The 23,177-nt window shown below is 37.3% G+C and carries 19 protein-coding genes; 9 read left to right on the plus strand and 10 right to left on the minus strand.

Translation table 11 applies throughout. The features are described 5' to 3' along the window. The first annotated feature begins 156 nt into the window (after window positions 1-156). Complete coding sequence (locus tag IPP61_10480) at window positions 157-1,632, plus strand: hypothetical protein (GenBank protein ID MBL0325588.1); 1,476 nt, start codon at window positions 157-159, stop codon at window positions 1,630-1,632. A gap of 52 nt (window positions 1,633-1,684) precedes the next feature. On the opposite strand, the gene IPP61_10485 is transcribed toward IPP61_10480, so the two are convergent. The 3 genes from IPP61_10485 to IPP61_10495 form a co-directional block, all read right to left on the minus strand. After that, window positions 1,685-2,431 (minus strand): DeoR/GlpR transcriptional regulator, encoded by a 747-nt coding sequence (locus IPP61_10485; protein ID MBL0325589.1) that lies wholly within the window; start codon window positions 2,429-2,431, stop codon window positions 1,685-1,687. A 336-nt stretch (window positions 2,432-2,767) separates the two neighbouring features. Further along, complete coding sequence (locus tag IPP61_10490; protein ID MBL0325590.1) at window positions 2,768-4,219, minus strand: RagB/SusD family nutrient uptake outer membrane protein; 1,452 nt, start codon at window positions 4,217-4,219, stop codon at window positions 2,768-2,770. Between the two features lie 13 nt (window positions 4,220-4,232). Beyond that, window positions 4,233-7,400, minus strand: coding sequence for a TonB-dependent receptor (locus IPP61_10495; protein MBL0325591.1), 3,168 nt, complete (start codon window positions 7,398-7,400; stop codon window positions 4,233-4,235). Between the two features lie 380 nt (window positions 7,401-7,780). Between IPP61_10495 and IPP61_10500 the strand changes: the two genes are divergently transcribed. The 3 genes from IPP61_10500 (at window position 7,781) to IPP61_10510 (ending at window position 10,808) form a co-directional block, all read left to right on the plus strand. Then, window positions 7,781-9,133, plus strand: coding sequence for an APC family permease (locus IPP61_10500; GenBank protein MBL0325592.1), 1,353 nt, complete (start codon window positions 7,781-7,783; stop codon window positions 9,131-9,133). 78 nt (window positions 9,134-9,211) lie between these two features. Then, window positions 9,212-10,186 carry a polyprenyl synthetase family protein gene (locus IPP61_10505; protein ID MBL0325593.1) on the plus strand — a complete coding sequence of 325 codons (975 nt, stop codon included), beginning with the start codon at window positions 9,212-9,214 and terminating at the stop codon, window positions 10,184-10,186. A 4-nt stretch (window positions 10,187-10,190) separates the two neighbouring features. Continuing rightward, window positions 10,191-10,808 carry a rhomboid family intramembrane serine protease gene (locus IPP61_10510; protein ID MBL0325594.1) on the plus strand — a complete coding sequence of 206 codons (618 nt, stop codon included), beginning with the start codon at window positions 10,191-10,193 and terminating at the stop codon, window positions 10,806-10,808. Window position 10,809: 1 nt separating this feature from the next. On the opposite strand, the gene IPP61_10515 is transcribed toward IPP61_10510, so the two are convergent. After that, complete coding sequence (locus tag IPP61_10515) at window positions 10,810-12,204, minus strand: DUF1254 domain-containing protein (protein MBL0325595.1); 1,395 nt, start codon at window positions 12,202-12,204, stop codon at window positions 10,810-10,812. Between the two features lie 167 nt (window positions 12,205-12,371). Further along, window positions 12,372-15,203 carry a fibronectin type III domain-containing protein gene (locus tag IPP61_10520; GenBank protein MBL0325596.1) on the minus strand — a complete coding sequence of 944 codons (2,832 nt, stop codon included), beginning with the start codon at window positions 15,201-15,203 and terminating at the stop codon, window positions 12,372-12,374. Window positions 15,204-15,502: 299 nt separating this feature from the next. Here IPP61_10520 and IPP61_10525 point away from each other — a divergent pair, with 299 nt between their 5' ends. Further along, on the plus strand, window positions 15,503-16,369 hold the full coding sequence (locus IPP61_10525) for an FkbM family methyltransferase (protein ID MBL0325597.1): 867 nt from the start codon (window positions 15,503-15,505) through the stop codon (window positions 16,367-16,369). Window position 16,370: 1 nt separating this feature from the next. Then, window positions 16,371-17,339 carry a glycosyltransferase family 2 protein gene (locus tag IPP61_10530; GenBank protein MBL0325598.1) on the plus strand — a complete coding sequence of 323 codons (969 nt, stop codon included), beginning with the start codon at window positions 16,371-16,373 and terminating at the stop codon, window positions 17,337-17,339. Window positions 17,340-17,345: 6 nt separating this feature from the next. Here IPP61_10530 and IPP61_10535 read toward each other — a convergent pair whose 3' ends face one another. From IPP61_10535 to IPP61_10545, 3 genes are all read right to left on the minus strand, one after another. Continuing rightward, window positions 17,346-17,819 (minus strand): histidine phosphatase family protein, encoded by a 474-nt coding sequence (locus IPP61_10535; GenBank protein ID MBL0325599.1) that lies wholly within the window; start codon window positions 17,817-17,819, stop codon window positions 17,346-17,348. A 3-nt stretch (window positions 17,820-17,822) separates the two neighbouring features. Next, the gene (locus IPP61_10540; protein MBL0325600.1) at window positions 17,823-18,743 is read right to left on the minus strand and encodes a TIM barrel protein; all 921 of its coding nucleotides are present in this window, start codon (window positions 18,741-18,743) and stop codon (window positions 17,823-17,825) included. A gap of 159 nt (window positions 18,744-18,902) precedes the next feature. Beyond that, window positions 18,903-19,274 carry a RidA family protein gene (locus tag IPP61_10545; protein MBL0325601.1) on the minus strand — a complete coding sequence of 124 codons (372 nt, stop codon included), beginning with the start codon at window positions 19,272-19,274 and terminating at the stop codon, window positions 18,903-18,905. Between the two features lie 106 nt (window positions 19,275-19,380). On the opposite strand from IPP61_10545, the gene IPP61_10550 reads away from it, so the two are divergent. Continuing rightward, on the plus strand, window positions 19,381-20,772 hold the full coding sequence (locus IPP61_10550) for a sialate O-acetylesterase (GenBank protein MBL0325602.1): 1,392 nt from the start codon (window positions 19,381-19,383) through the stop codon (window positions 20,770-20,772). A 258-nt stretch (window positions 20,773-21,030) separates the two neighbouring features. Here IPP61_10550 and IPP61_10555 read toward each other — a convergent pair whose 3' ends face one another. Next, window positions 21,031-21,540 (minus strand): 3'-5' exonuclease, encoded by a 510-nt coding sequence (locus IPP61_10555; protein MBL0325603.1) that lies wholly within the window; start codon window positions 21,538-21,540, stop codon window positions 21,031-21,033. After that, complete coding sequence (locus IPP61_10560; protein MBL0325604.1) at window positions 21,541-21,774, minus strand: hypothetical protein; 234 nt, start codon at window positions 21,772-21,774, stop codon at window positions 21,541-21,543. Window positions 21,775-21,841: 67 nt separating this feature from the next. Between IPP61_10560 and IPP61_10565 the strand changes: the two genes are divergently transcribed. Further along, entirely contained in the window at window positions 21,842-22,480 is a 639-nt protein-coding gene (locus IPP61_10565; GenBank protein ID MBL0325605.1) for a cation transporter, read from the plus strand. 284 nt (window positions 22,481-22,764) lie between these two features. Next, a complete protein-coding gene (gene ssb / locus IPP61_10570) occupies window positions 22,765-23,166 on the plus strand; it encodes a single-stranded DNA-binding protein (protein MBL0325606.1) in 402 nt (133 codons plus the stop codon). The last annotated feature ends 11 nt before the right edge of the window (window positions 23,167-23,177 follow it).

The following is a 23,177-nucleotide window of genomic DNA, read 5'->3' on the forward strand; positions in this document are numbered from 1 at the left end:
TAAACTTAATTTCACCTTAAAAATGGATACAAAAACTAAAATAAGTAAGTATATATTTTTTATCTCAATGAAAAAAAATTTACTTTGCACTTATCAATGAGGTCATTTGAGCTTTATTTGATAACTTAAATTATTTTTCAGGCAAAATTTCTCACAATGAAAAAGAGAAAAGGATTATTTAAAATTTTGGTAGGAGCATTTGTTGCAACTGTAATTGTTGTAACTGCTTCAGCACAAACTCCTTGTAGCACAGGGCTTCATGAAGTATTTGGTGAAAAATCGACAGATGCTCCCGTCTTATTGGAAAGATTGGGAACTAGCCCTCAGTTTGGAGAAATTCCCAAACATACTGCTGATGCAGCTTACACCCATTTAAAAAAGGTGCATACTAAAAACATTAAAGGAAGTAAGGTTGAAATTGATAATTTCCTGAAAGCACTTGGCTATACAGGTTTTAAAGATCCTTTATTTTCTTCAAGCAAAATTGAACCGGCATTGCTCCCGGCTGGTAAAACAGGCTGGATGGGTGCTTATAGCAAAGGGCACAAATACAAATGGTCGGTATTGGGAAGAGATTTTGAGACATTCAAAATTATATCTTCTGATGGAAGTTGTCATGCATACATTATGAAAAAATGCGGAAATGCCTTTTATGATCCGGGTGAGCGTTGCATACCTTGTACCCCTTGTGATCCAAATGTAAACGACAAAACTAAATGCCCTCCGGCTGTTGTTTGTGCTACCCAGACTATTAATTTCTCAGGTAAAGGGAAAATTCAGGCTGGTGACGTTATCAATACTACAAAAAATATCCCAGTTGTTGCCACATATAATGGTAAGAACCTTTGCGTTGGTGACTATCAGGTACCTGTAAGGCTGGCATATGATATGAATGCAAGTGGGGAAGTAAATTATGCCAAAACTATTAAAGTTTGTGATTACGGTCAGGGTGTCCCGGCCAATGCATCGATAAATGTTCCGGTTAATTTATTATATATTGTTGCATCTTCAGATGTGGCAGTTGGTGAAAACGGGAAAATGATAATGGCTGTTTCAGCCAAACAATTTAAGACCCTCAAGAAAGTTTATAAAGCATGTCCTGCAGGTGAAACTGCATCTTCGGCAGCCACGGCTTCAAACAAAGTAAATACAAAATCTGAAGGCTCTCCAGAAACTGTAAGCGGTGGTGGCGATGGCAAGAATTGTGTTAAGCAGACTCTCACTCTTAATGGTTCGGCAGTAACTGAAGATATAAGTTCTAAAGTTGGTACCAATGAAGTAACGATGATTGGGGTTTACAAGAAAACTGGGAAATTGCAAAAAGGAGAGACTGCCAACAAGTATAAATGCTTGGGTACATACAGTGTGCCGGCAAAGAGTTCATTAAACTATTCATTGAAGGGGAATTCTTCACTAAGTCATATTATTGAAGTATGTGATGATGGCAATGTAAAGCCAGTTGAAGAGATTTCTGTTCCTATGTCGATGACTAACAATTTTACAAAACAAGACGTTACAGTTGGTGATTACGGAAGAATTTATGTTCCGCTTTCAAAATCAGAATACAAGAAATTAGGTAAGTCATTTAGTAGATGCTGCAGTGATGGCTCCTCAAAATCTAAATGTTTCTAATAAGAAAAGCCTCGGAAACGAGGCTTTTTTGTTGGTTTTGCATGTGTCAAGTTTAAATTATTTCAATGTTATCAAATGCTTTAAGTTTTTCGTCAGCGGGTGACAGTGAAGTAATAAGCTTGTCGATTTTATTGAGTTCACACACCTGAAAAGCTTCTACTATTCCGATTTTTTCCTCTACCACACAGCAAATTGTGCTCTTGGAGATATTCATCATTTCTTGTTTTAATATGGCTTCATCATAATTTCTGATGGTCAATCCTTTTACTGGATCTATGCCATTGGTCCCCATTATATATAAATCGGGATTAAATCTTTTTATTTGTTGGGTTACCTCGAGGCCCATAGAGATTTGGTATCTTTTATAATATTTTCCTCCCAATAATATTACTTCAATATTTTCATGGTCATTGAGAGCCATAGCCAAAGGAGGCGAATTGGTGATTACAGTTAGTTGGAGGTTTTTTGGTATTGCTTCTGCCAGAAAGAAATTTGTTGTGCCACCATCCATGAGAATGATTTGGTGGTTTTTAAAAAGTTTAAGTGTTTTTTTAATAATAATGTCAAGGTCATTTCCATTTTTTACCTCAGTTCTTTGACCTGATAAAATTCCGAGATAACTATTAGAAACCACACCGCCATGTACTTTTTTCAGTAAGCCCTTGTCTTCAAGTTCAATTACATCCCGCCTGATGCTATCGTATGAAACCGAAAGCATGGTGCTTAGTTGGCCAAGGTTTATCTTTTTGGCCGTTTTCAGATGTTCCAGTATGTGTTTTTGCCTTTCTTCTTTTAACATACCTTTAAGAGGAGTAGTAAATTCAACCATCTTTTAAGTCTAAATAAGCAATTCAAATCAAAAGAATAAACCATTAAGTTAGTATTCTCTATTTTTTGTGAAAATATTAATAAAAAATCATCAGTGCAAATATTTGCAAGTATTTGCAAAATATATGCAATAAAAATTTGGATAATAACAAGATATATGCATATATTTGCAATACTCAAATAAAGAATTTTAAATAACCTATGATGAATCAAAAAGCCCTGACTCTGTTGGGGCTTTTTTGTATTTATAAAAAAAAGAGCTGTCTGTAATTTCAGACAACTCTTTTCTTATTTGTTAAACTAAAAATTAGGGGTTTGGCTGACAATCTTTATTTACTGCTAATTCAGTAGTTGGGATAGGCCAAATATATTCTGATTGAGCAGTGGTTACTGCATTAACAGAACCTTTTGCAGGAAATGGTTGATTTAATCTTGTAACATCAAAAGACCTTTTTCCTTCTCCTAAGAACTCAATTCTTCTTTCCTTTAGGATGGCATTTACTAATTCAGTTTGATTTTCAGCAGTTATTACTGAGCCTTTTGAACGAGTTCTTACAGCGTTTAAAATTTCCAAAGCAGTAGCATCAACACCAGAACCAAGTCTTGCTTTTGCTTCAGCTACATTTAATAAAACTTCTGCATAACGAATAACCGGAACCCAATCAATGAACGGAGAGGCTCCTGGGAATTTAGTAAGATATGTTCTGGTACCACTGGCAGCTGTCAATTTTTTACGATCATCATCAGCACTAAAGGCTGGGTCACCCAAAATTCCAGATGCATTCAATGAAAACTCCCCACCTCCTACAGGACCTGCTAACCAGTAAAATGCCAATTGGTTTTGAGTCCCAGGAGCATCATTTGTAGCCATAGGTAAGGAGAAAATTGACTCTAAAGTTTTATAAGATGTAAAAATTGCTGCAAAATTTGAGTTTAATTCATGTTTTACTCCTGAGCTTGCCTTAAAAGGTGCTGAAGAAGAAACAATTTTATTACCCTCTGTGACTACCTCTGCATACTTACCCATTGCCAAATATACCTTAGTTTTTATTGCAATAGCCGCATTTTTATGTGCTCTGGTTACATTTAAATCGGAGGTAGAATAATTTGAAGGTAAATTTGTCTCCGCAAAATTTAAATCTTCAATTATTTTAGCATAAACCTCCGCAACAGTAGATCTTTTAAGGTTGTTTGAGTTACCTGCCCCATTTTCACCAACTAATCTCAAAGGCAATCCTAAAGAAGCCCCATTGTCCTTTGTATAAGGCTGGCAGTAGATATTTACAAGCGAAAAGTAACTTAATGCTCTCAAAAATCTGGCTTCACCTTTGTAATTGGCAATTTTATCAGGAGTCAGTTTCGCAGGTGCAGCGTCAACTTTATCTAAAAACAAATTGATATTGTTGATAGCTGCATATGCTGATCCCCATAAATTGGCCACTTCATTTGAGGAAGAGTTAATGGTAAAGTTCCATGTTTGAAGACCTGTAACGCCATTATTGGTCTGATTAATAAACTCTTCTCCTCTAATGTCGTTATAAATCCAGTAGCGACCTCCCAAGAAGTTGCCATTTTTTACACCTCGATATAGTCCATTTACCAATGATTCTACTCTGTCCGGAGTATCATAAGCACTCAAATCCGATACTGAAGTTTGAGGAACAGGATTTAAGATATCATTTGTACAACCCATAACTGAAATTCCAATCAGGGCAGCAATTGTTAATTTATTAATATTTAATTTTTTCATGTTAATCATTTCTTAATTTAAATTAGAAAGTTAGACTTAAACCACAAGAAACTGTCCTAGCCTGAGGTATTGAGTTTCTGTCAACACCAGGAGCCAGGTTTGAGTTACCGTTAGATGAAGTTTCGGGGTCTGTTCCTGTATATTTGGTTAACATAAAGGCATTAGTTACCTGTCCAAATATTCTAGCACTCGAAATTTTTGCTTTTTGAGTTAAGCTAGTTGGTAAAGCATATCCAAGGGCAATATTTCTACATTTAATAAAGTCACCTTTCTCAATATTGTTAGAAATTGGGAACGATGACCCGTTAGATACATTATCTCCGTAAATAACTTTTGGCCAGGTTGCGGTAGTTTTGGTATCAGGCGTCCATCTGTCGAGAATGTCAGCTTCATTGTTCCAAAAACGTTGGTCATGAAGACCTGCTTTAGTACCATTGTAAACATAGAATCCACCAGCATATACTAAACTCACGTTTAAGTCAAATTTCTTATAGGAGAAATTATTATCCCATCCACCATAGAATTTTGGAATAGTATTTCCCATAATTTTAGCGTCTGCGGCTACTGTTATTGCAGGTGCAGTACTACCGTCAAGATATGTCCATCTGCTTTGTCCTGTACCCACTGCGTGACTGTACTGAACCTCTTTGCCAGCTTTGTTGATAAAGATTCTGCGACCATTTTCAGGGTTGATTCCTCTGGTTTCTACGGCATAAAGGCTACCTACTGAGTATCCAACACGTGTAATGTTTGCAGTTTCGAGCTGTGTTACACCAAAAATATCAGCATTTCCTTCAGCCAGGGCAGTAACTTCGTTTTTCTGGGTAGCAATATTGAAATTACTTGACCATTTAAAATCTCCTTTTTGTAACACTGTAGCATTTACCGAGAACTCTATGCCTTGATTAAACATTGAACCTACGTTTTTAGCAACTGAGTTACCTGGTACTCCCATTGAAGGAGAAAGAGGGGAGTTTAATATCAACCCATCTATGTTGTTTTTATAATATGTTAGCTCACCTGTGATTTTGTCATTTAAGAAACCGTAGTTTAGACCGATGTCCAATTTGGTACTGGTTTCCCATTTCAAATCAGGATTACCTGCCTGAGAGAAAGCAAGTGTTGCGGCTGTTCCACCATAAACATTAAATCCATACAAACTCAATGAGGCAAAGTCACTGATACCAGCATTACCTACCTTTCCATAACTTGTACGTAGTTTCAATGTTGAAACTTTTTGAGTTAAATTCTTGAAGAATGATTCTTCAGCAAGATTCCAACCTCCGGATATACCATAAAAATTACCGAATTTTTTACCTTCAGCCAATGCAGAAAGTCCGTCTCTTCTTAAACTGGCGGTGAAATAATAACGCTTACTGAAATCATAAGTTAATCTTCCGAAATAGGAAACAAATCCATTTTCGGTCAGGAAGTTGAAAGGAGGATTGTTGTTTACTGTATAATCACCTTGGTAAACATCAAAGAATGGGTCGGCTACTGTTTGACGGCCACCACTCCACATACTTCTGTCTGTATGTTGGTTTTCCGTTCCTAAAGTTGTACCTATACTATGAACTTCGGCAAACTTTTTATTGTAATTAAGGTAGTTTTGCCATGACCATCTCTGGCTTTTATATAGATAATTGTTAGCAATACCTTTTGCTGAAAAACCGTCTCCATGTATAGGATTATTGAAGGTTTTTGAGTCAATAGTTTGATAGTCAATACCGTAATCAGTACGGAAGCTTAAGTCCTTTGTTAGATTGATGGTTGCATAAATATTCGAAAGCATTCTATCGCTTTGAGCAGAGGCTTTGTCAAGATCAATCAAAACTACCGGATTGTAAAAACCACTACGGTCTTTATTTAACAAATTACCAGGGCTGTTGGCCAGACCACCTGTAGTGTTAATATTATAAGAACCATCCGGTAAATAGGCAGGGATATTAGGTGCAGTAACTAAAGGAACACGGCCTAAACCACCTGTATTAAAGTTAGTTCCAATTAGTGAACCACTGTTTGGAGAAAATGAATAAGCATTTGAATAGTTGAAATTAGCACCAAAAACAATTTTATCAGTAACATTGTGGCTAATATTCATTCTAGCATTTTTTCTCTCAAAAGTATTGGATTTCAAGAAACCATCCTGATTGGTATAACCACCAGAAAAGTAATAAGAAGTTTTGGGTGTTGCACCAGAAACATTTATGTTATGATTTTGCTGAAATCCTGAAGTGAAAACATAGTCATACCAGTTGGTATCGTATGGTTTTCCGCTAGGATCAAGATTCTCAAAAAATAGAGGGCTGTAAGTCTGACCAGCCATGTCGGCTCTGTTTTTTTCTCCTTCATTTTTCATCATAATATATTCTGATGCATTCAGAAGGTCAAAAAGTCTGAAAGGTTTTGTCCAGGCTGTTGAACCATCATATGATATTGTTGACTTACCAGCCTTACCTTTTTTGGTTGTTATAACCAATACCCCATTGGCCGCCCTTGATCCATAGATGGCTGTGGCAGCTGCATCTTTTAAAATATCAATGGTTTCGATATCATTAGGGTTAATATCTGACAATGGGTTTTGAGCAATTCCCCCAGGACCTGAAGAGCCGTTGTCTTGTGAGAAAACAATGATTCCGTCAACCACAATTAAAGGATATGAACTTGATGTAATGGAGTTAAATCCACGAACTCTGATGACAGGAGGGTTGTTTAATAGACCATTAGGGATGTTGATGTTAACACCTGCTGCTTTTCCAGAGAGCAACTGATCAACCGATTGTGCAGGAATGGATTTTAATGCATCACCTCTGACTGTGGATATGGCTGAGGTCATATCCTTTCTATTTTGAGTTCCATAACCAACTACAACTAATTGCTCCAATTGATTGTCATCCCCAGCCAGAGATACATCAATTACGTTTTTACTTCCAACAGTAATTTCCTGAGTACTCATCCCAACAAATGTGAATACCAATGTTTGATTTGATGCAGCATCGACTGAATATGCTCCACTTCCATCAGTTTGTGTACCTCTTCCGGTACCTTTGATTGTAACTGTTACTCCCGGTAGTGCCGAGCCGTCGTCGGCCGAAGTAACCTTTCCTGTAATTTTTTTAGACTGAGCAAATGATACACTCATACCTAAAAACAATAACAGACCCAAAAACAATAGTGAAGTTCTCTTCATAGAAAGTTTTATAGTTTGTTAAAAAAATAGATTAATTAGCCTGCAAATAAGTGTATGATAGTATTTTAACCAAATATTTTTTAAACTATTAATGTTTTTTCATCGGTATTCTCTTTTTTTTCGCATTCATTATTAAAAAAGCATTAAAATTTGGGGTATTTATGTTTTTGTAAGTTTATGTATTTTGATTTTCAAAAATAACAAACTTTAATTCTGTTACTAATTACCGAATAATAAAATTGAGAGATTTGGGCTGAAGTGGGAAAATAATTCCACTGTTTTTTTTTAATTGAGTGTGTACTTTGTTTATTTGAATATTCGTAGGATTCATATCTGAATTTTTTGAAAAAAAACTTGAAGATTTTACAAATAAGAATATAATGACAAAACAACCCCAAAATCAATTATTAAAACTTCTGGGTGTAGGTTTCGGTATAGCGGTAACTATCGGAGGCACAATAGGAACAGGGATTTTAAGAAAACCAGGACCAATCGCAGCAATGCTTGGTGATTATTGGCTGATAATGGGGGTTTGGATTGCAGTAAGTATTTATGCTCTTTTGGGAGTAATGTGTGCCGTTGAATTGGGCGTGTCTCTTCCCCAGGCGGGCTCCTGGTATGTATATGCACGCAGGGCTTTCGGCAACTATTTCGGATTTATTACCGGCATCACCAGTTGGTTAGGTACAGTTTCAGCTTTGGGTTTTGGAGCTTATACCATGAGTGAATACATTGCATTGCTAATTCCGGGAGTTTCTCCATATTTAAGGATAATAGCTGTCATGATATTGATAAGTCTAACATTGTTTCATTTTGCAGGTACCAAAGCCGGGGGAAGATCCCAGGAGATTTTATCCTTTTTAAAGGCCGTAGGTCTGATAGCTTTTGTTGGACTTTGTTTTTGGTATGGAGATAAGGTTGATTATGAAAATTTAAAAATTACGACTGAAAAATTAGAAAAACCTGCTTTGTTTTTCGGAATAATAACCGCTTTGCAGTCAATTTTTTACACATTTGATGGCTGGCATACGGCTTCTTATTTTTCTGAGGAAAACACCGATCCTGCTAAAAGTCTTCCAAAATCCATGATTACTGGGGTAGTGTTGGTAATAATAATATACCTTTTAGTTAATGCTGCGATATTGCATATTTTGCCGCTGGACATTCTTTCTCATTCAAAACTTGCGGCCTCAGATGCAATTTTATTGATATTTGGGGAAAAATCTGCCAAAATAGTGACATTCTTTTTAATGCTTTCTATACTTGGGATGCTCAATGCCCAGATTATGTTTGCTCCCCGTGTGATATTTTCAATGAGTCGTGATGGCTTGTTCCCAGCGTTTGCAAAGAAGGTCAATACCGGCGGAACCCCTTCTGTGGCCATGCCATTAACTACTGCCGGGTCCATTTTCCTCATATTAATAGGAGGATTTTTTACAATTCAAGGCAAAGAGTTTAGCGGGGTGCTTTCTGATATCGCCACCTTCTTTTTTGTGATGAGCTATGCGGCAGGTTTTGCCTCTCTTTTAAAATTAAGAAAAACCGAACCTGATTTAAAGCGGCCTTATAAAGTCCCTGGTTATCCTTTTGTTCCATGGCTTTTATTGATATTGTCTATTTTATTTTTAGCAGGTGCAGTTTATAACGATCTGAAAAGCTCAGTTTTTGCCCTGGTATTTTTGATTTTTAGTTATCCGCTTTACAAATTGCAAACTAAATCTCTGACATTGTAGTTTAATTTAAAGAACTTTGGGTTATTAGTGCCGGAAAGTTTCTGTAAATGACTAGTTTTGTAATTTAAACCAACAAAAATGCCATTCAAAGCGTATTTAGCGGCAATAAATAGTGAATTAGAAGAGTATTCCTACGGCGAAAATCCACCAGAGTTGTACGCTCCGATAAAATATCTGATGTCTATAGGAGGAAAAAGGCTCAGACCGGCATTGACCTTAATGGCTGCCAATATGTGGCTTTATAAGTGGCAAAAAGCTCTTAAACCTGCATTAGCAGTGGAGGTATTTCATAATTTTACCCTCATGCATGACGACATCATGGACAATGCTCCCGCTCGCAGAGGGCAGGCCACTGTACATGAAAAATGGGATACGAATACCGCGATTCTTTCGGGTGACGTGATGCTTGTGGCAGCATATAAACTTTTGGAAAGTGTTGATGATGCCGTTTTCAAAAATGTATTTAAGCGATTTAATCAAACAGCGGCCGAAGTTTGTGAAGGCCAAATGATGGATATGGACTTTGCTTTGAAACAAAATGTAAGCAAAGATGAATACATCGAAATGATTCGTTTAAAAACTTCGGTTTTGTTGGGATTTGCACTTGAATTGGGCGGAATGATAGCTGAAGCCGATGCAGAATCCGTGAAATTGCTTTATACTATTGGTGAAAATATGGGGATAGGATTTCAGTTGAAGGATGATATCCTGGATGTTTATGCGGACCCTGAAAAATTTGGAAAACAAGTTGGCGGTGATATCATCGAAAATAAAAAAACATGGCTACTATTGCATGCTTTGGAAGTTTCTGAAAACCTTCCCGAAGGAAATGATTTAAGGAAATGGATTAATAAAGCGAAATTTGATTCTGTAGAAAAAGTTGCAGCAGTTAGAGATATTTATAATACTCTGGAGATAAAAAATGCCGCAGAAACACTTTCGGAGCATTATTTTGAGGTTGCATTTGCTGCACTTGAAAAATTAAATGTTTCAGATGAAAAGAAATTACCTCTCAAAGAGTTTGGTTTACAATTAATGAACAGAGAAAATTAAGAATATGAGTATTACAGTTATAATTATCATTGCCACAGTTGCTATTAGTTTTTTTGCTTTTCGTGACCAATCTTTGATGTACCGATTGATCCATAATCCACATGCGGTTTATAATAGAAAAGAGTATTACAGAATAGTCACCTCAGGATTTATTCATGCCGATTATATGCATTTATTGTTAAATATGTATGCTCTTTACATATTTGGTGAGGTAGTAGAGACTTATTTTCAATATTTATTTGGCTCTAATGGTCGATTGGCTTTTTTGGCATTATTTATTTTGGGAATAATAATTTCAAACATACCTGATTTGATAAAACATAAAAACAATGCTTTTTTCAATTCCCTTGGTGCCAGTGGTGGCGTGAGTTCGGTTGTGTTTGCAAGCATTATTTTGTCACCATTGTCCAAACTGATGATGTTTCCCATACCAATTCCAATGCCGGCATATCTCTTTGCATTAATATATATGGCATACTCTGTTTATATGGACAAACGCCAGGGCGATCATATCAATCACCTTGCACATTTATGGGGAAGCCTTTTCGGAATTGTTTTTATGGCTGTGACTTATCCAAAATCTATTCCCGGATTCTTTGAACAAGTTCTGAGTTCCTTCTGATCTATTTGATTTTTTCCAGCGTTTGTGGAATCCATTCTCCGCTGACTACGTCTTCTCCTGGGTTGTAAACTTTTACAACAACCTTAAACTCACCTTCGGGTATTGGTATCCAGTTGGGTTCCTGATTTTTAGGAGGAGTAGTTTGAAAAAACAAAATCAGGGAACCGTCTTTTTGAAGTTTTATACCTTTGGTTTTATTGTTAAATCCATATTTGTTTTTTGGATTAGAATAAATCAGATTGTTATTATCCAAAATATTGATAGTCCAAAAAGCCTTAGTTGCAGGTAACTGAAGTTTTTTAAATGTCATTTTATAACCTTTTCCAGTACCAGTTAAAGTTTCATTGGCAACATCGACCAAAGTCTGATATTTCATAAATTCTTCGGCGGCACTCTGATCGAAACCATTCATGGCTGAGGCGGCATTTTTGGTGTATTTATTGCCCCATTTCCCTTCGCCTACATTATAAAACCAGCCTTTTTTATCATAGTCAATCTGTTTTGGGGCTTCATTTTTAAGTAATTCCACGGCATCCAGAAAACCCTGCTTTATACCTCTTTCAATGCTCTTTTTAACTTTAGTTTTTTCATATTCTTCTCCCGGTATCAAACCAATTTTTGCAAAATCGGCCACATACTTAGCTTGCGACTCAGGAATTTTGTTTTCAATCAAAAACTGTGAAAGCACTTTGAAATATGTTCTCCAGTCCATTGAGGCAATAGTGGCGATGGTTTCTGGTTTACTAAGTAAAAAATCAATGTTATTTCTATCCCAATAATCAGAAACTTGACCAGCTTTAGGATAAGTCTCTATTTTTATGGTTTCCAAAGTTTTTTTGGCTTCGGTCAGTTCAAGTTTATCAACCACCGAACTTCTGGCGATAATCCAACCGAAATTAGTAGGTGATTTAATTACTTTTTTAATGTTTTTGGGTAATTCTCCTTTATAATCAGGTCCTACTAAAAGGATTTTCGTGTCTTTTGCCAGGTTTTTTAAAGAACTGAAATTATCGAAATTATTACTGAAAGCATCGTTAAAAGAAATTGAATAATAACTTTTTACAGTCAATGCCGGAAGAGAAATGATAAGGGCAGTATTTTTTAAGTCAAAATAACTTTTAGCATAAATTATATCCTCATTTACATCTCTTTTTTCAGCGGTTTCCGCAGTCTCTTTAGTAAAAATCGTTAGATAATTAAATGCACTTTTTGGTGCTATTTCTTCTGAGAATCTTTTAGATTCCAAACCTAAACTTACTACCGGATAACCCCAAATAAATGAATTGTACGCTGCTTTGTATGCTTCAAGTTCATCTTTGTTAGTGATTTGGCTAAAACCTTCGGTAAATGATGTGAATAATAAGGTTAAGAGCAGTAGTTTTTTAAGGGTTTTCATTATTTTGGAAATAAATATTCTACAAACTTAATGTCTTTGACCCAAAATTCAGAATATGGTTTTTATCCAAAATGAAATTTAAGGTAAGTTTAATATTTGCAAACTTTTAATTAAAACAAAAATCCCTCGGGAAGCCAAAGGGATTTTTGGAAATATTGGAAAGACATTTACTGCTTAATAAAATGAATCGAACTTATTTTTTCTTTTCCTAGAATAGAAACTGTATAATTCCCCGGTAAAAGCTTGCTCACATTTAAATGATGAGTAAGTGCATTAGGTTCAACGATTTCCGAAAACATTTTTCTGCCCTGGGCATTAAATACTTCCAGATTCATGGCCTCTGCCGAAGATTCTTTCAGATCAATCGTCAAAATCTCAGAAACTGGATTTGGAAAAATAGTAGGCATTAAAACCTGTTCAGCAACTGCAACAATTAGTTCTTCGCCGATTCTGGCATTACTGTTATTTGCAGTTGTAGGAATACTGATAGTGAAATCCTCAACTTCACCATATGAAAAAGTCTCACAAGATGTAGGCGTAGCATTATATTTCATGGCAATTCTGATTCTGGTTTGACCTGATTTTGCAGTGGTCGGAACCTTAAAGGAAACCGTATAATTTCCCGTTCCTGTACTATTTGCATTCAAAATCTGCTCACCACTATCGTTAAATGAGCCATTGTTGTTATAGTCAATCCAGGCTTTCCAATACACCCTGTATTTGGTTGAAGAATATCCCGCCGAATAGGTGAGGGTGTAAGTTGTATTCTTACTAAGGTTAATGGTTGAAGAAGTACCATTGTAGTATCCACCATCATTTCCTGAAGTGCGGGTTAAGTTTGAAAGTTTGAAATAATCAACCCACATCAAAGACGAATTTGACCCTTTGCTGGCACAGTAAGTTACGGCCGGAGGTGCAGCAGTGGTAAACTGACCACTTAAATATCCTGAAGTGCCCGAAGTACAATTAGAACTTATCCTCACATTGTAAGTGCTTGATGCAGTGAGGCTTCCCAGGCTTTGGGTCAATGCAGTTTGGGCCGCATTTGCCACAGTCCAGGTTGTGGCGGTGGCAAGTTTATATTCAACCTTATAGGAAGTGGCACCTGAAGCCGCCTGCCAGCTGACATTAGCGGTTGTTGAGGTAATTGTCCCAATGGAGAGGTTTGCAGGGATACCGCAAATTGCCTGAGTTGTAAAACTTATCTGACTTTGATTGTTACAAGTTGTATCCCGCACTCTGAAATCATAAAATGTTTGGGGAGTCAACCCCGTCAAGTCAATATAAGTTGTATCAAGGGTCTGGTCAGGGCTCCAGGTAGCAGAAGCCGAAGTTTTATAGGCTACCACATATTTATGTGCATCGCCTGTGGCTGTCCAGGAAACTTTTGCAGCATTTGTGGTGATTCCAGTGGCAGCAAGACCTGATGGTGCTGCACAATCATAGGTAATACTTACTGTTTTCTGCTGAGGACTGTGGCCGTTGTCCAAAGTTATTACAAAATCTATAACCGTACCGAAAGGTGTTTCGGGAGAAAGTGAATAGGCAAACAGACTATTTGAGGTTTGGAAAGTAGCCATATTGCTAAATAATTGTGGACTTCCCACCGATGCCACAAAAGGACTGCTTGTGCTAATATTTACAGTATAAGTTGGATTTCTGACACTGAAATTTTGTAAACTGAAACTCAGATTTCCGGAAAGGGAGGTTGAGGTAATTGAGGAAGCAGAAATAGCGGCAAATTTTGAAGATAGTTTCAGAATTTTTCGGTTCATCTGCAAGGTAGATTCACAAAGAGGTAAAATTCGGCTTTGAGCCGGATAAAAACCGTCTGTTGAAGTGCCCACCTCCGGAGTGAAACTATAAATTTTATTTTTGGTGGTTTGTTCACCATATTTCCAGTCGTCGCCGGCACCATTGACTGAATATCCTACCGTAGCCAATGAATTGCCGGCTTTAAAACCATTCTCTGCGGTTAAATAAGTGCCGAGCTGAGTAAATAAAGAAAGCTCCGGATTTGTATTGGTTGACTGATAGCCATAAGGATAAATACAATAGTTGCCATAAGAATGGAAGTCCATAGAAGCCACAAAATCATGAGCATTACAAAAATTTCTCACCGCTTGAGTTTCAGGTTCAGAAAATGCGGCTGTTCCTCTATACGTTTCCGAGCTGGTAGTTGCTGAAGAACCGGTATTGTTAAGACCCCACATGTAACCATAATTTCGATTGATATCTACACCATAGGTTCCGTTTCCATTGTTTTTTCTGTTTTTTCGCCACATCCCTCCACCATTTGGATTGGTTCCGCGATTGTATTCGTATCCATCAGGATTTACAACGGGTACAAGATACAGCTCCGAGCTGTTGAGCATGGTAGTTATTTCCGGATCAGTCCCATAGTTTTCCAATACATGCCACATAAAATAAATCAATTGGCTCAAACTGATTGGCTCGCGAGCATGGTGTACGGCATTGAGGAAAACTTCAGGTTCTGACTCGTCCACGTCAGGGTTATCGCTGATTTTCACCATATAAATTGGCCGTCCTTCTATCGTATTTCCAATCGAAGATTTTACAGAGATAAGATTTGGATATTGTACCCTCATCTGGTCAAGGATGTTAATCATTTCCTGCAAACTAAAATACCCACCATAAGAACCCAAAGCAAAATTGGCAGGAGTGGCTGCCTGCCGCAGGTTTTTCGAAGATTTTTGGTCAATTTTCTTGTTGATTTTTGGGATGTTTTTTTCAAGATCACGCACCAGGTATTTGACTTTGATGTTGTTGGCCTTCAAAACCGAAATGTCATTATCTGAAACTTCGGCCTTAAAAATCCCATTTTCAAATTGATAATGATCCACATCCAATCCTTTTTCAAAAAGAGAATGGATGTCCTCTTTGCTCATTTTTGCAGAAATTCGATGGTATTTTTGTTGTGCTATCGCAATTGTGGTAATAAAAATGAAGCTGACAAATAGAAGTAGTTTTTTATTCATAATAGTAGTTTTAAATTTCCACTAAATTCTATATAAAAAACCATACATCCAATTTGATTTAAATTAAATTATTCATTGGAGGTGAAATTTTTTAAGTATTTAAGCATTAGTTGTTTAAATGTTAATATTTGGAAAATTATGTTTTTGAAATTTCTAAATAAAGTTCGGTTTTATTTTCCCGAAAAAATGCTCTCAGGCTTTATATAACCAGACATTTTGACCTGATGTTAATATTAAAATTTACTTTGTTTTGGGTATTACTTATTATTTCAGAAATTTGTTAAATCAAAAAATAAACAATGAAAGAGGCCATTTATAAGAAAATAGTCCCCAAAAGCATAAGGCTCAAATGGCTTAAAAATAAAATTATAGCTTTTTTGGAATCCCAAACGTTGGCCGATGACGAAAAGCAGGTGTTTGATTTTCTGAAAAATAATAAGCTTACAATTTTTCCATATTCTTTTCCTGAAAAATATAGTTATGCCGATATTCCGGTAGAAAAAGACCTAACTAACGGACTTTTTTACACTTTTTGGGAGGAAAAAAAACTATATTTCAAAAACGGAAAGTCAAAAAAAAGGGCTCAGATATATTTCAATAGTTTGCTATTAGAACAAGACCCAGAGTCTCCGCATTGCTATCTCGAAGGTGATTTTGAGGTGCAGGATGGTGAAATTATCGTCGATGTAGGTGCTGCTGAAGGTAATTTTTCACTGAGTGCCATTGAGAAAGCAGCTCATTGCTATATTTTCGAAACCGAACCCGCCTGGATTACCGCATTGGAGGCCACATTTGCTCCATATAAAGATAAAGTGACGATTGTTGAGAAATACGTTTCTGACCATGACGATGAAAAATGCATCAAACTCGATACTTATTTTAAAACTTCAGACAAAGTAACTTTTATTAAAGCTGACGTGGAAGGAGCTGAAGGTGAGGTATTAAGAGGTGCTGAAAAATTAATCCAAAATCAGACAAATCTCAAAGTGGCAGTGTGTACATATCACCGACAAGCCGATGCTGCCGATTTATTTGATTTGTTGAAAAAATATGGCTTTGAAAGCCGTTTTTCCAGGAATTTCATGATTTATTATTACGGAAAGACCAATGTGGTACAGCCACCGTATCTTCGTAGAGCCGTGTTGAGAGGCATTAAAAAATCCTGAAATGGCCACAAAGCTCTCCATTATCATCGTAAATTATAAAAGTTGGGAGGTTTTAGGCCAAAACCTGAGGGCTTTGGTATCATTTCAATTTCCTGATTTTGAGATGGAAATAATTGCTGTAGATAACCATTCCAATGATGGAAAACTTCCCGGGTTTTTAGCTGAATTTCCAAAAGTAAAGTTTATAGAAAATTCCGGAAACAATGGTTTTGCTCATGGATGTAATTTTGGAGCAGAAAATGCTTCCGGGGATCTCCTGTTTTTTCTTAATCCTGATACTTTGGCAACAGCCGAATCCATCATTTCAATGGTAAAGGCATATCAGACTGATTCTGAAGCCGGAATTGTCTCATGCATTCAAAGTGAAAAGCCATCTTCCTATCAAAAGATTTTACCTTCCTTCTGGACGCTTTTCGGGTTACAAAGGTCAATTTATAAACTGATTTTTTCGAAGAAATTTTCTAAAAATAATTGCAAAACTTGTACTTGCAAAGCTGTTAATCCGGAGTGGATTTCAGGTTCGGTAGTGATGATTTCCAGAGAAAACTTTGAGAAAGCAGGGAAATGGAATACTGAATACTGGATGTACTCCGAAGATGTAGAACTTTCACTTAGGGTAAGGCAATTGGGCAAAAAACTGATTATGCTGTGTGATTTCCCCATAAAACATGAGCACGGAGGTGCAAGCCGAAGGAATATAAAAACTGCCGCACTGACCAAAACTGAAGTCATTATTTCACAGCATGTATATATCAGAAACAATTTCAAAGGCGTGGAGAAAATTTTATCTCACACAGTTCTAGTGCTTAATAATCTGATTTTTAAAAGTTTACTGGCTTTGATAGGTTTGGTTTTGTTTTTTTTACCCAAAGGAAGATTGCAGATAATGCTCGCAAAAAATCTTTTTGGATATTACCTGAATGTCATTTTCCGAGGCACCTGGATTAGCCCAAGGGCGGTCCGGGAATAAGTTTCTTCAATATTCTATTACCTCAGATTTTGGCTTTCCGAAAGCCTTTCTTTTGATTACAAAAAGCTTGTTGTATTCATTATCCTCAAGATCTTTTTTCAAAAGTTCTTTTTCAGCAAGTTTATTTACTATTGGTTTCAGAGTATTACTATGTCCCACTATCAGGGTGTTTTTCTTCAATTTTTTGAGTTTTTCGATGAATTTATCCTGATTTTTTGCTTCATATACATAAATACTCAGACGTTTCTGGTCTGCAATCGGTTTGGCAGTATTAATTGTACGGGTTGTATTGGTTGAATAAACAACTTTAATTTTTTTCTCCAACAAAAATACTCGCAGCCTTTCTGCCCTGGCGGCTCCCTCTTCGGTTAGTTCAGGGTTTTCTTTTGGATAAGTTGATTTTTCAGCATGCCGCACCACATAATAGTTAGTAGTACAACTGTTTAAAAATAGCAGAAACAATATAGTTAAGTATCTCATTTTTTAGAATTTATCAGATTCAATATAAGCCTCAATTAATTTTTTCTCCCCATCTTTTCCCGGAAACATATTTCCGTGTTCCATTCCCAAAATAAATTCCTGATTTTTAGCTTTTGAAACATCATGAATATGTTTGAAAAGAAAATTGTAATTTATTTCTCCGGTAGTTGGCTCCTTTCTGCCCGGCTCATCACCAATCTGGAAATACCCGATTTCATCCCAAACCATATCCATGTTTTTGGTCAGCTGACCTTCGTTGCGTTGCATGTGCCACATATCGAACAGTATTTTACACGAAGGACTGTTAACTGCTTTGCATATCATATAAGATTGGTCTGAATTTCTCAGGAACAAATCAGGCGTGTCGCTCAATGGCTCCATCACCATCACCAGGCCATGTTTTTCAAAAATATCACAAGCCCGGCGGTAGGCATCAATCACGTTGGCGGTTTGGATACCGATGGGCAGTTTTCTTTCAAAATATCCGGGCACTACTGTCATCCATTTGGCATTGGTGCGTTTGGCTACTTCAACTGCCTGACGGCAAGTTTTTAGAAAATTATCCAAATACTCAGCTTTTCCGGTTGTGAGTGAAACTTTCCAGTTGTCGCCACCTTCAATCACAAAAACACCCATTTTCATCCCCAACTTAGCCATGGTTTCGCCAATTTTCTTCTGGGTTTCGACAGGCCGGGCCATCATGCCGTTGTCTTCCAGTGCCCGGAAGCCCACATCTGAAATAAACTGCAACTGGTCGAAAAGATCATCCCCGGCAGAGTTTTTAAACATACCAAAATGCGGGGCATAAAGCATCTTGAAGTTGGTTTTTTCGGGCATTTTAGCCAGTAAATCACCTGAATTGCCAAAGCCTGCAAGTGCTGCAAGACCCAGTGATTTTTTCAAAAATTGTCTTCTGTTTTTCATGTTTTCCGGGGTTGAATTTCAAGGAATAAAAAAAAAGATTAAAATATTTTCTCAAAAATTATATTTTTTCTTGAATATGTCATAATTTTGGATTCCTATTTAACCTTAATATACAATCAATCTTGACCTTAAATGAGCCTGCTGAGCAATCGGCAGGCTTTATAATTTTACCGCAATTACTGATATTTCCACATTTACATCTTTAGGCAATTTTGCCACTTGCACAGTTTCTCTCGCAGGCGGGTTTTCAGTGAAAAAGCTTCCATAAACCTCATTTACTATTGCAAAGTCATCCATATTTTTTAGGAAAATACTTGCTTTTACCACTTGATTATAATCCATTTCGGCTGCTGCCAGAATGTGGCCAAGATTTTCCATTATTCTTTGGGTTTCGGCTTTGATATCTCCCAGGGGAGCCAAATCAAGGGCTATCTGGCCTGAAACATATAAAGTATTTCCTGCTAAAACAGCCTGACTGTATGGTCCAATGGCTGCAGGTGCTTTTTCTGTAAATATTATTTTTTTCGACATAAATAAATATTATTGAGTATTCGGGTAAAAATACATTTAATTTCCTAATCCTTTAGCATTTTTGCATAAGAAAACCTTATCAACCATCCGGAAAAATAATAATCTGATGAAAATTAAACTTACACTCACCCTTCTGACCCTTTTCACGGTAAATTCTTTCGCCAATGTAACCCTGCCAGCGGTTTTTGGTTCCAACATGGTTTTGCAACAAAAATCAAAAGTTAAAATCTGGGGTTGGGCAAAATCGGGTGAAACCGTAAAAATCACAAATACCTGGAATGACCAAACCGTAGAATACAAAACCACGCCCATGGGTACCTGGGAAATTGAACTGCAAACTCCTGTTTTCGGGGGGCCTTATGAGCTCATTATTTCGGGCTACAATACCATTAAGCTCGAAAATATTATGATTGGGGAAGTTTGGCTGGTTTCAGGCCAAAGCAACATGGAATGGAGTGCTGGCTCGGGTATTGATAGTGCTCAGACTGAAATTGAAAAGGCAAATTTTCCGGAAATCAGGTTTTTTAGTGTTAGCCATGCTACTGCAGCTTTTCCGCAACAAAATCTAAATGGGAAATGGGATGTATGTACCCCAGCAAGTATGAAATATTTCAGTGCAATCGGTTATTTCTTTGCAAAAAAATTGCATCATGACCTTTCAGTGCCGGTTGGAATCATTAATAGCTCATGGGGAGGTACACCTGCCGAAGCCTGGACTCCGGAATCCGCAATTAAAGCTGACCCAACATTGTATAAAGATGCCATTGGCTTAAAAGAAGTGCCCTGGGGACCTGTAAAAACCGCCTCAATATACAATGCTATGATTGCTCCGATGGTAGGATTTAAGCTGAAAGGTTTTCTTTGGTATCAGGGCGAAGCCAATGTGATGAATGCCGCCAATTATGATAAATTGCTGAATACGATGATTGCTTCCTGGAGAAATGCCTGGCAGGAGGAACTTCCTTTTTATTTTGTGCAAATTGCTCCCTACAAATATGGGCAGCCCGAAGAAGGTGTAGCCCTGAGAAATGCTCAAAGATTAGCCGAAACTACACCAAATACCGCCATGGTTTGTATTTCTGATATAGGAAATATCGATGATATTCATCCCAAAAACAAAAAAGACGTAGGAAACAGGCTGGCTAATGTAGCTTTGAAAAACCTCTACAATATCAAACTTGGCACAGTTCAGGGGCCCAAACTGCTTACTTATGAAACCAAAAAAGGAAATATCATTCTCTATTACGACTCTCCGGATCTTAATTGCGACGAAAAATGCAAAGAAAATTTCGAAGTGGCGGATCTTTCGGGGAATTTCTATAAAGCCAATATTAGAATCAAAAGCAATACTATCACCCTAAGCAGCTCTAAAGTCAATAACCCGATTTTTGCCCGGTTTGAATGGAACAACATTGACGAAGCTTCCTTGAAAAATTCAATAGGCTTGCCAGCCTCAGCTTTCATCACGGATAACTGGTGGAGTTTTAAGAATAAGTAAGTTAGGAGAGTGCCGGGTTGCGAGTGCCGGGCTTTCTGTGAAATTCTGTGTTTTCTGTGAGAAATAAGTTCCGGGTTGAGAGTTTTTTCTGTGAATTTCTGTGTTTTCTGTGAGAAATAAGTTCCGGGTTGCGAGTGCCGAGTTGAGTTTTTTTTCTGTGAAATTCTGTGTTTTCTGTGAGAAATAAGTTCCAGATTGCGAGTTTTTTCTGTGAATTTCTGTGTTTTCTGTGAGAAAAATATAATCGTTACTCGCCACTCACATCCCTAAAAGCGGATACTTATGAATAAGGTACAATTTTGCACATGCACGTGCATCAGATAATGCATTATGGTGGTCAAGAGGTATGTCGTACCGCTGGCAGCATGCCGCAAGGTTAACCTTAAAATTTCCTTTTTTTCTGAAAATCTTCACCGTACATTCCCATTTTGACTTGATGTTGAGTTCCTGAAAGCTCAGACCATGGCTCTCCATGGTACGATAAAGCACATTCCTGTCAAACGACTCGTTGTGTGCCACCACCAGTTTGTTTTTCATCAACTCCTTGATTTTGGGATAAATATCCGCAAAGGTTGGAGCTGTTTCCGTATCTTTTGCTGTGATACCATGCACGCGAGTATTGTGATATAAGTATTGATTATCAGGAGGTTGGATAAGTGAATAGAATTCTTCAATTATTTCCTCATTTTTTACATAAACAATCCCAACGGCACAGGCCGAGTCGGGGCTGTTGGTGGCGGTTTCAAAATCTATAGCTACAAATTCCATTTACCTCAGTTTTCTTTCCCAATAATTACTCAGTTTCAGCCTGGCTATCTGGCCACTATCAAGAGCAGCTTTAAGCTTCGGATGCATGTCGCCTCTAGAAGTCAAATGCCAATATCCACAATCACCACATAAATAAACAGTAGTGGCACTATTGGTGTCGAAATTAATCCGGGCTTCGAGAAGAGCCTCAACCGCCAGGGTTTCGCTGTTATATTTTCGCTTTGAGCAGGACATGATACAAAGTTAAAACATTTTTCTTTTTTGATTCCCTGTTGCACTTGTTTTCCGCTTAAATTTGAATATGAAAAAAACGGAAGAAAAATACTACCGTTGGGCAGTTGGATTGTCCTGGTTTACAATAATTTATAACATTCTTGAAGGCCTTGTAAGTACATTCTATGGGTTTGCCGATGAAACACTTTCACTTTTTGGCTTTGGGCTCGACAGTTTCATAGAAATGATTTCAGGAATCGGCATTTTGGTCATGGTCAAAAGAATCACCGCTAATCCAGCCAGTGAGAAGAGCGATTTCGAGAAAAAAGCCCTTAATATTACAGGTTTCAGCCTTTATGCATTGGCAATTTTGCTCGTAATTACTTCACTGATAAGTATCTACCAAAAACACCAGCCAGAAAGCACAATTCCTGGGGTACTCGTAGCTTCTGTTTCCATAGGAATCATGTGGTGGATGATCCAAAAGAAAATAGAAGTTGGCAAAGCCCTTAATTCCGACGCCATCGTAGCTGATGCCAACTGTGCCCGCGTGTGCATGTACATGTCAATGGTATTACTGGGCAGCAGTTTGCTCAACTTCCTCTTTCCAATTTTGTACCTCGACGCTATGGGAGCCTTGGGTATCGCCTGGTTTTCTTACACAGAAGGCAAAGAATCGCTCGAAAAAGCTAAAGGAATTCACGCCTGCCATTGTCATCATCATTGATCTGATTTTTTTTGGGCAGTGGCCGTGCTTTCGGTTTCGCTCCACGCCAAAGCGTGGGAGCTCCAACAATGCCTCAATCACTGCTGCGGCTTTTTAAATTATAAATAAAAATTATTTCATTTGCTTAATTATCAGTACTATATCCGACAACAAACGCTTATATTCGAATACAAACGTTTAAAAACCGAATCATTTTTCTGAGCTGCCGCAATTTTGCATCGTCAATCCGGTATAAGATTGGCTTTTGCAAAACAATAATTTTTTCATTTAAAATATTTAATAAAATGGCATCTCTAAACAAAGTTATGTTAATCGGAAATCTCGGTACGAATCCTGAAATCAGAACACTCCCAAGTGGCTCCAAAGTGGCCACTTTCAATATCGCAACTTCCGAAAACTATACAAACAAAAACGGCGAAAAAGTAGAACAAACCGAGTGGCACCGCATAGAACTATGGGACAATCTGGCTGAAATAGGGGAGAAGTTTCTTCAAAAAGGAGATAGCGTGTATATCGAAGGCAAACTTCGCACTGAGAAATATACCGATGCCAATGGTATCGAGAAATTTATAGTAAAAATCAGAGGCAACAGCATGCAGATGCTCGGCAGGAAATCAGAAAAAGCAGAAGTAAAAAATGCTAATGCAGAAGTGCCGGCTGCAGTGAACGACGATTTACCTTTTTAACAAAAAAATAA

The organism is Cytophagaceae bacterium, assembly GCA_016722655.1.
Taxonomy (GTDB): domain Bacteria; phylum Bacteroidota; class Bacteroidia; order Cytophagales; family Spirosomataceae; genus Leadbetterella.

Bases quoted from the DNA above. Each gene is read 5' to 3' on its own strand.
- IPP61_10495 (MBL0325591.1), bottom strand. From the start codon at position 7,400: ATGAAGAGAACTTCACTATTGTTTTTGGGTCTGTTATTGTTTTTAGGT.
- ssb (MBL0325606.1), top strand. From the start codon at position 22,765: ATGGCATCTCTAAACAAAGTTATGTTAATCGGAAATCTCGGTACGAAT.
- IPP61_10485 (MBL0325589.1), bottom strand. From the start codon at position 2,431: ATGTTAAAAGAAGAAAGGCAAAAACACATACTGGAACATCTGAAAACG.
- IPP61_10525 (MBL0325597.1), top strand. From the start codon at position 15,503: ATGAAAGAGGCCATTTATAAGAAAATAGTCCCCAAAAGCATAAGGCTC.
- IPP61_10510 (MBL0325594.1), top strand. From the start codon at position 10,191: ATGAGTATTACAGTTATAATTATCATTGCCACAGTTGCTATTAGTTTT.
- IPP61_10535 (MBL0325599.1), bottom strand. From the start codon at position 17,819: ATGAGATACTTAACTATATTGTTTCTGCTATTTTTAAACAGTTGTACT.
- IPP61_10560 (MBL0325604.1), bottom strand. From the start codon at position 21,774: ATGTCCTGCTCAAAGCGAAAATATAACAGCGAAACCCTGGCGGTTGAG.
- IPP61_10530 (MBL0325598.1), top strand. From the start codon at position 16,371: ATGGCCACAAAGCTCTCCATTATCATCGTAAATTATAAAAGTTGGGAG.
- IPP61_10540 (MBL0325600.1), bottom strand. From the start codon at position 18,743: ATGAAAAACAGAAGACAATTTTTGAAAAAATCACTGGGTCTTGCAGCA.
- IPP61_10515 (MBL0325595.1), bottom strand. From the start codon at position 12,204: ATGAAAACCCTTAAAAAACTACTGCTCTTAACCTTATTATTCACATCA.
- IPP61_10480 (MBL0325588.1), top strand. From the start codon at position 157: ATGAAAAAGAGAAAAGGATTATTTAAAATTTTGGTAGGAGCATTTGTT.
- IPP61_10565 (MBL0325605.1), top strand. From the start codon at position 21,842: ATGAAAAAAACGGAAGAAAAATACTACCGTTGGGCAGTTGGATTGTCC.
- IPP61_10500 (MBL0325592.1), top strand. From the start codon at position 7,781: ATGACAAAACAACCCCAAAATCAATTATTAAAACTTCTGGGTGTAGGT.
- IPP61_10550 (MBL0325602.1), top strand. From the start codon at position 19,381: ATGAAAATTAAACTTACACTCACCCTTCTGACCCTTTTCACGGTAAAT.
- IPP61_10490 (MBL0325590.1), bottom strand. From the start codon at position 4,219: ATGATTAACATGAAAAAATTAAATATTAATAAATTAACAATTGCTGCC.
- IPP61_10505 (MBL0325593.1), top strand. From the start codon at position 9,212: ATGCCATTCAAAGCGTATTTAGCGGCAATAAATAGTGAATTAGAAGAG.
- IPP61_10520 (MBL0325596.1), bottom strand. From the start codon at position 15,203: ATGAATAAAAAACTACTTCTATTTGTCAGCTTCATTTTTATTACCACA.
- IPP61_10545 (MBL0325601.1), bottom strand. From the start codon at position 19,274: ATGTCGAAAAAAATAATATTTACAGAAAAAGCACCTGCAGCCATTGGA.
- IPP61_10555 (MBL0325603.1), bottom strand. From the start codon at position 21,540: ATGGAATTTGTAGCTATAGATTTTGAAACCGCCACCAACAGCCCCGAC.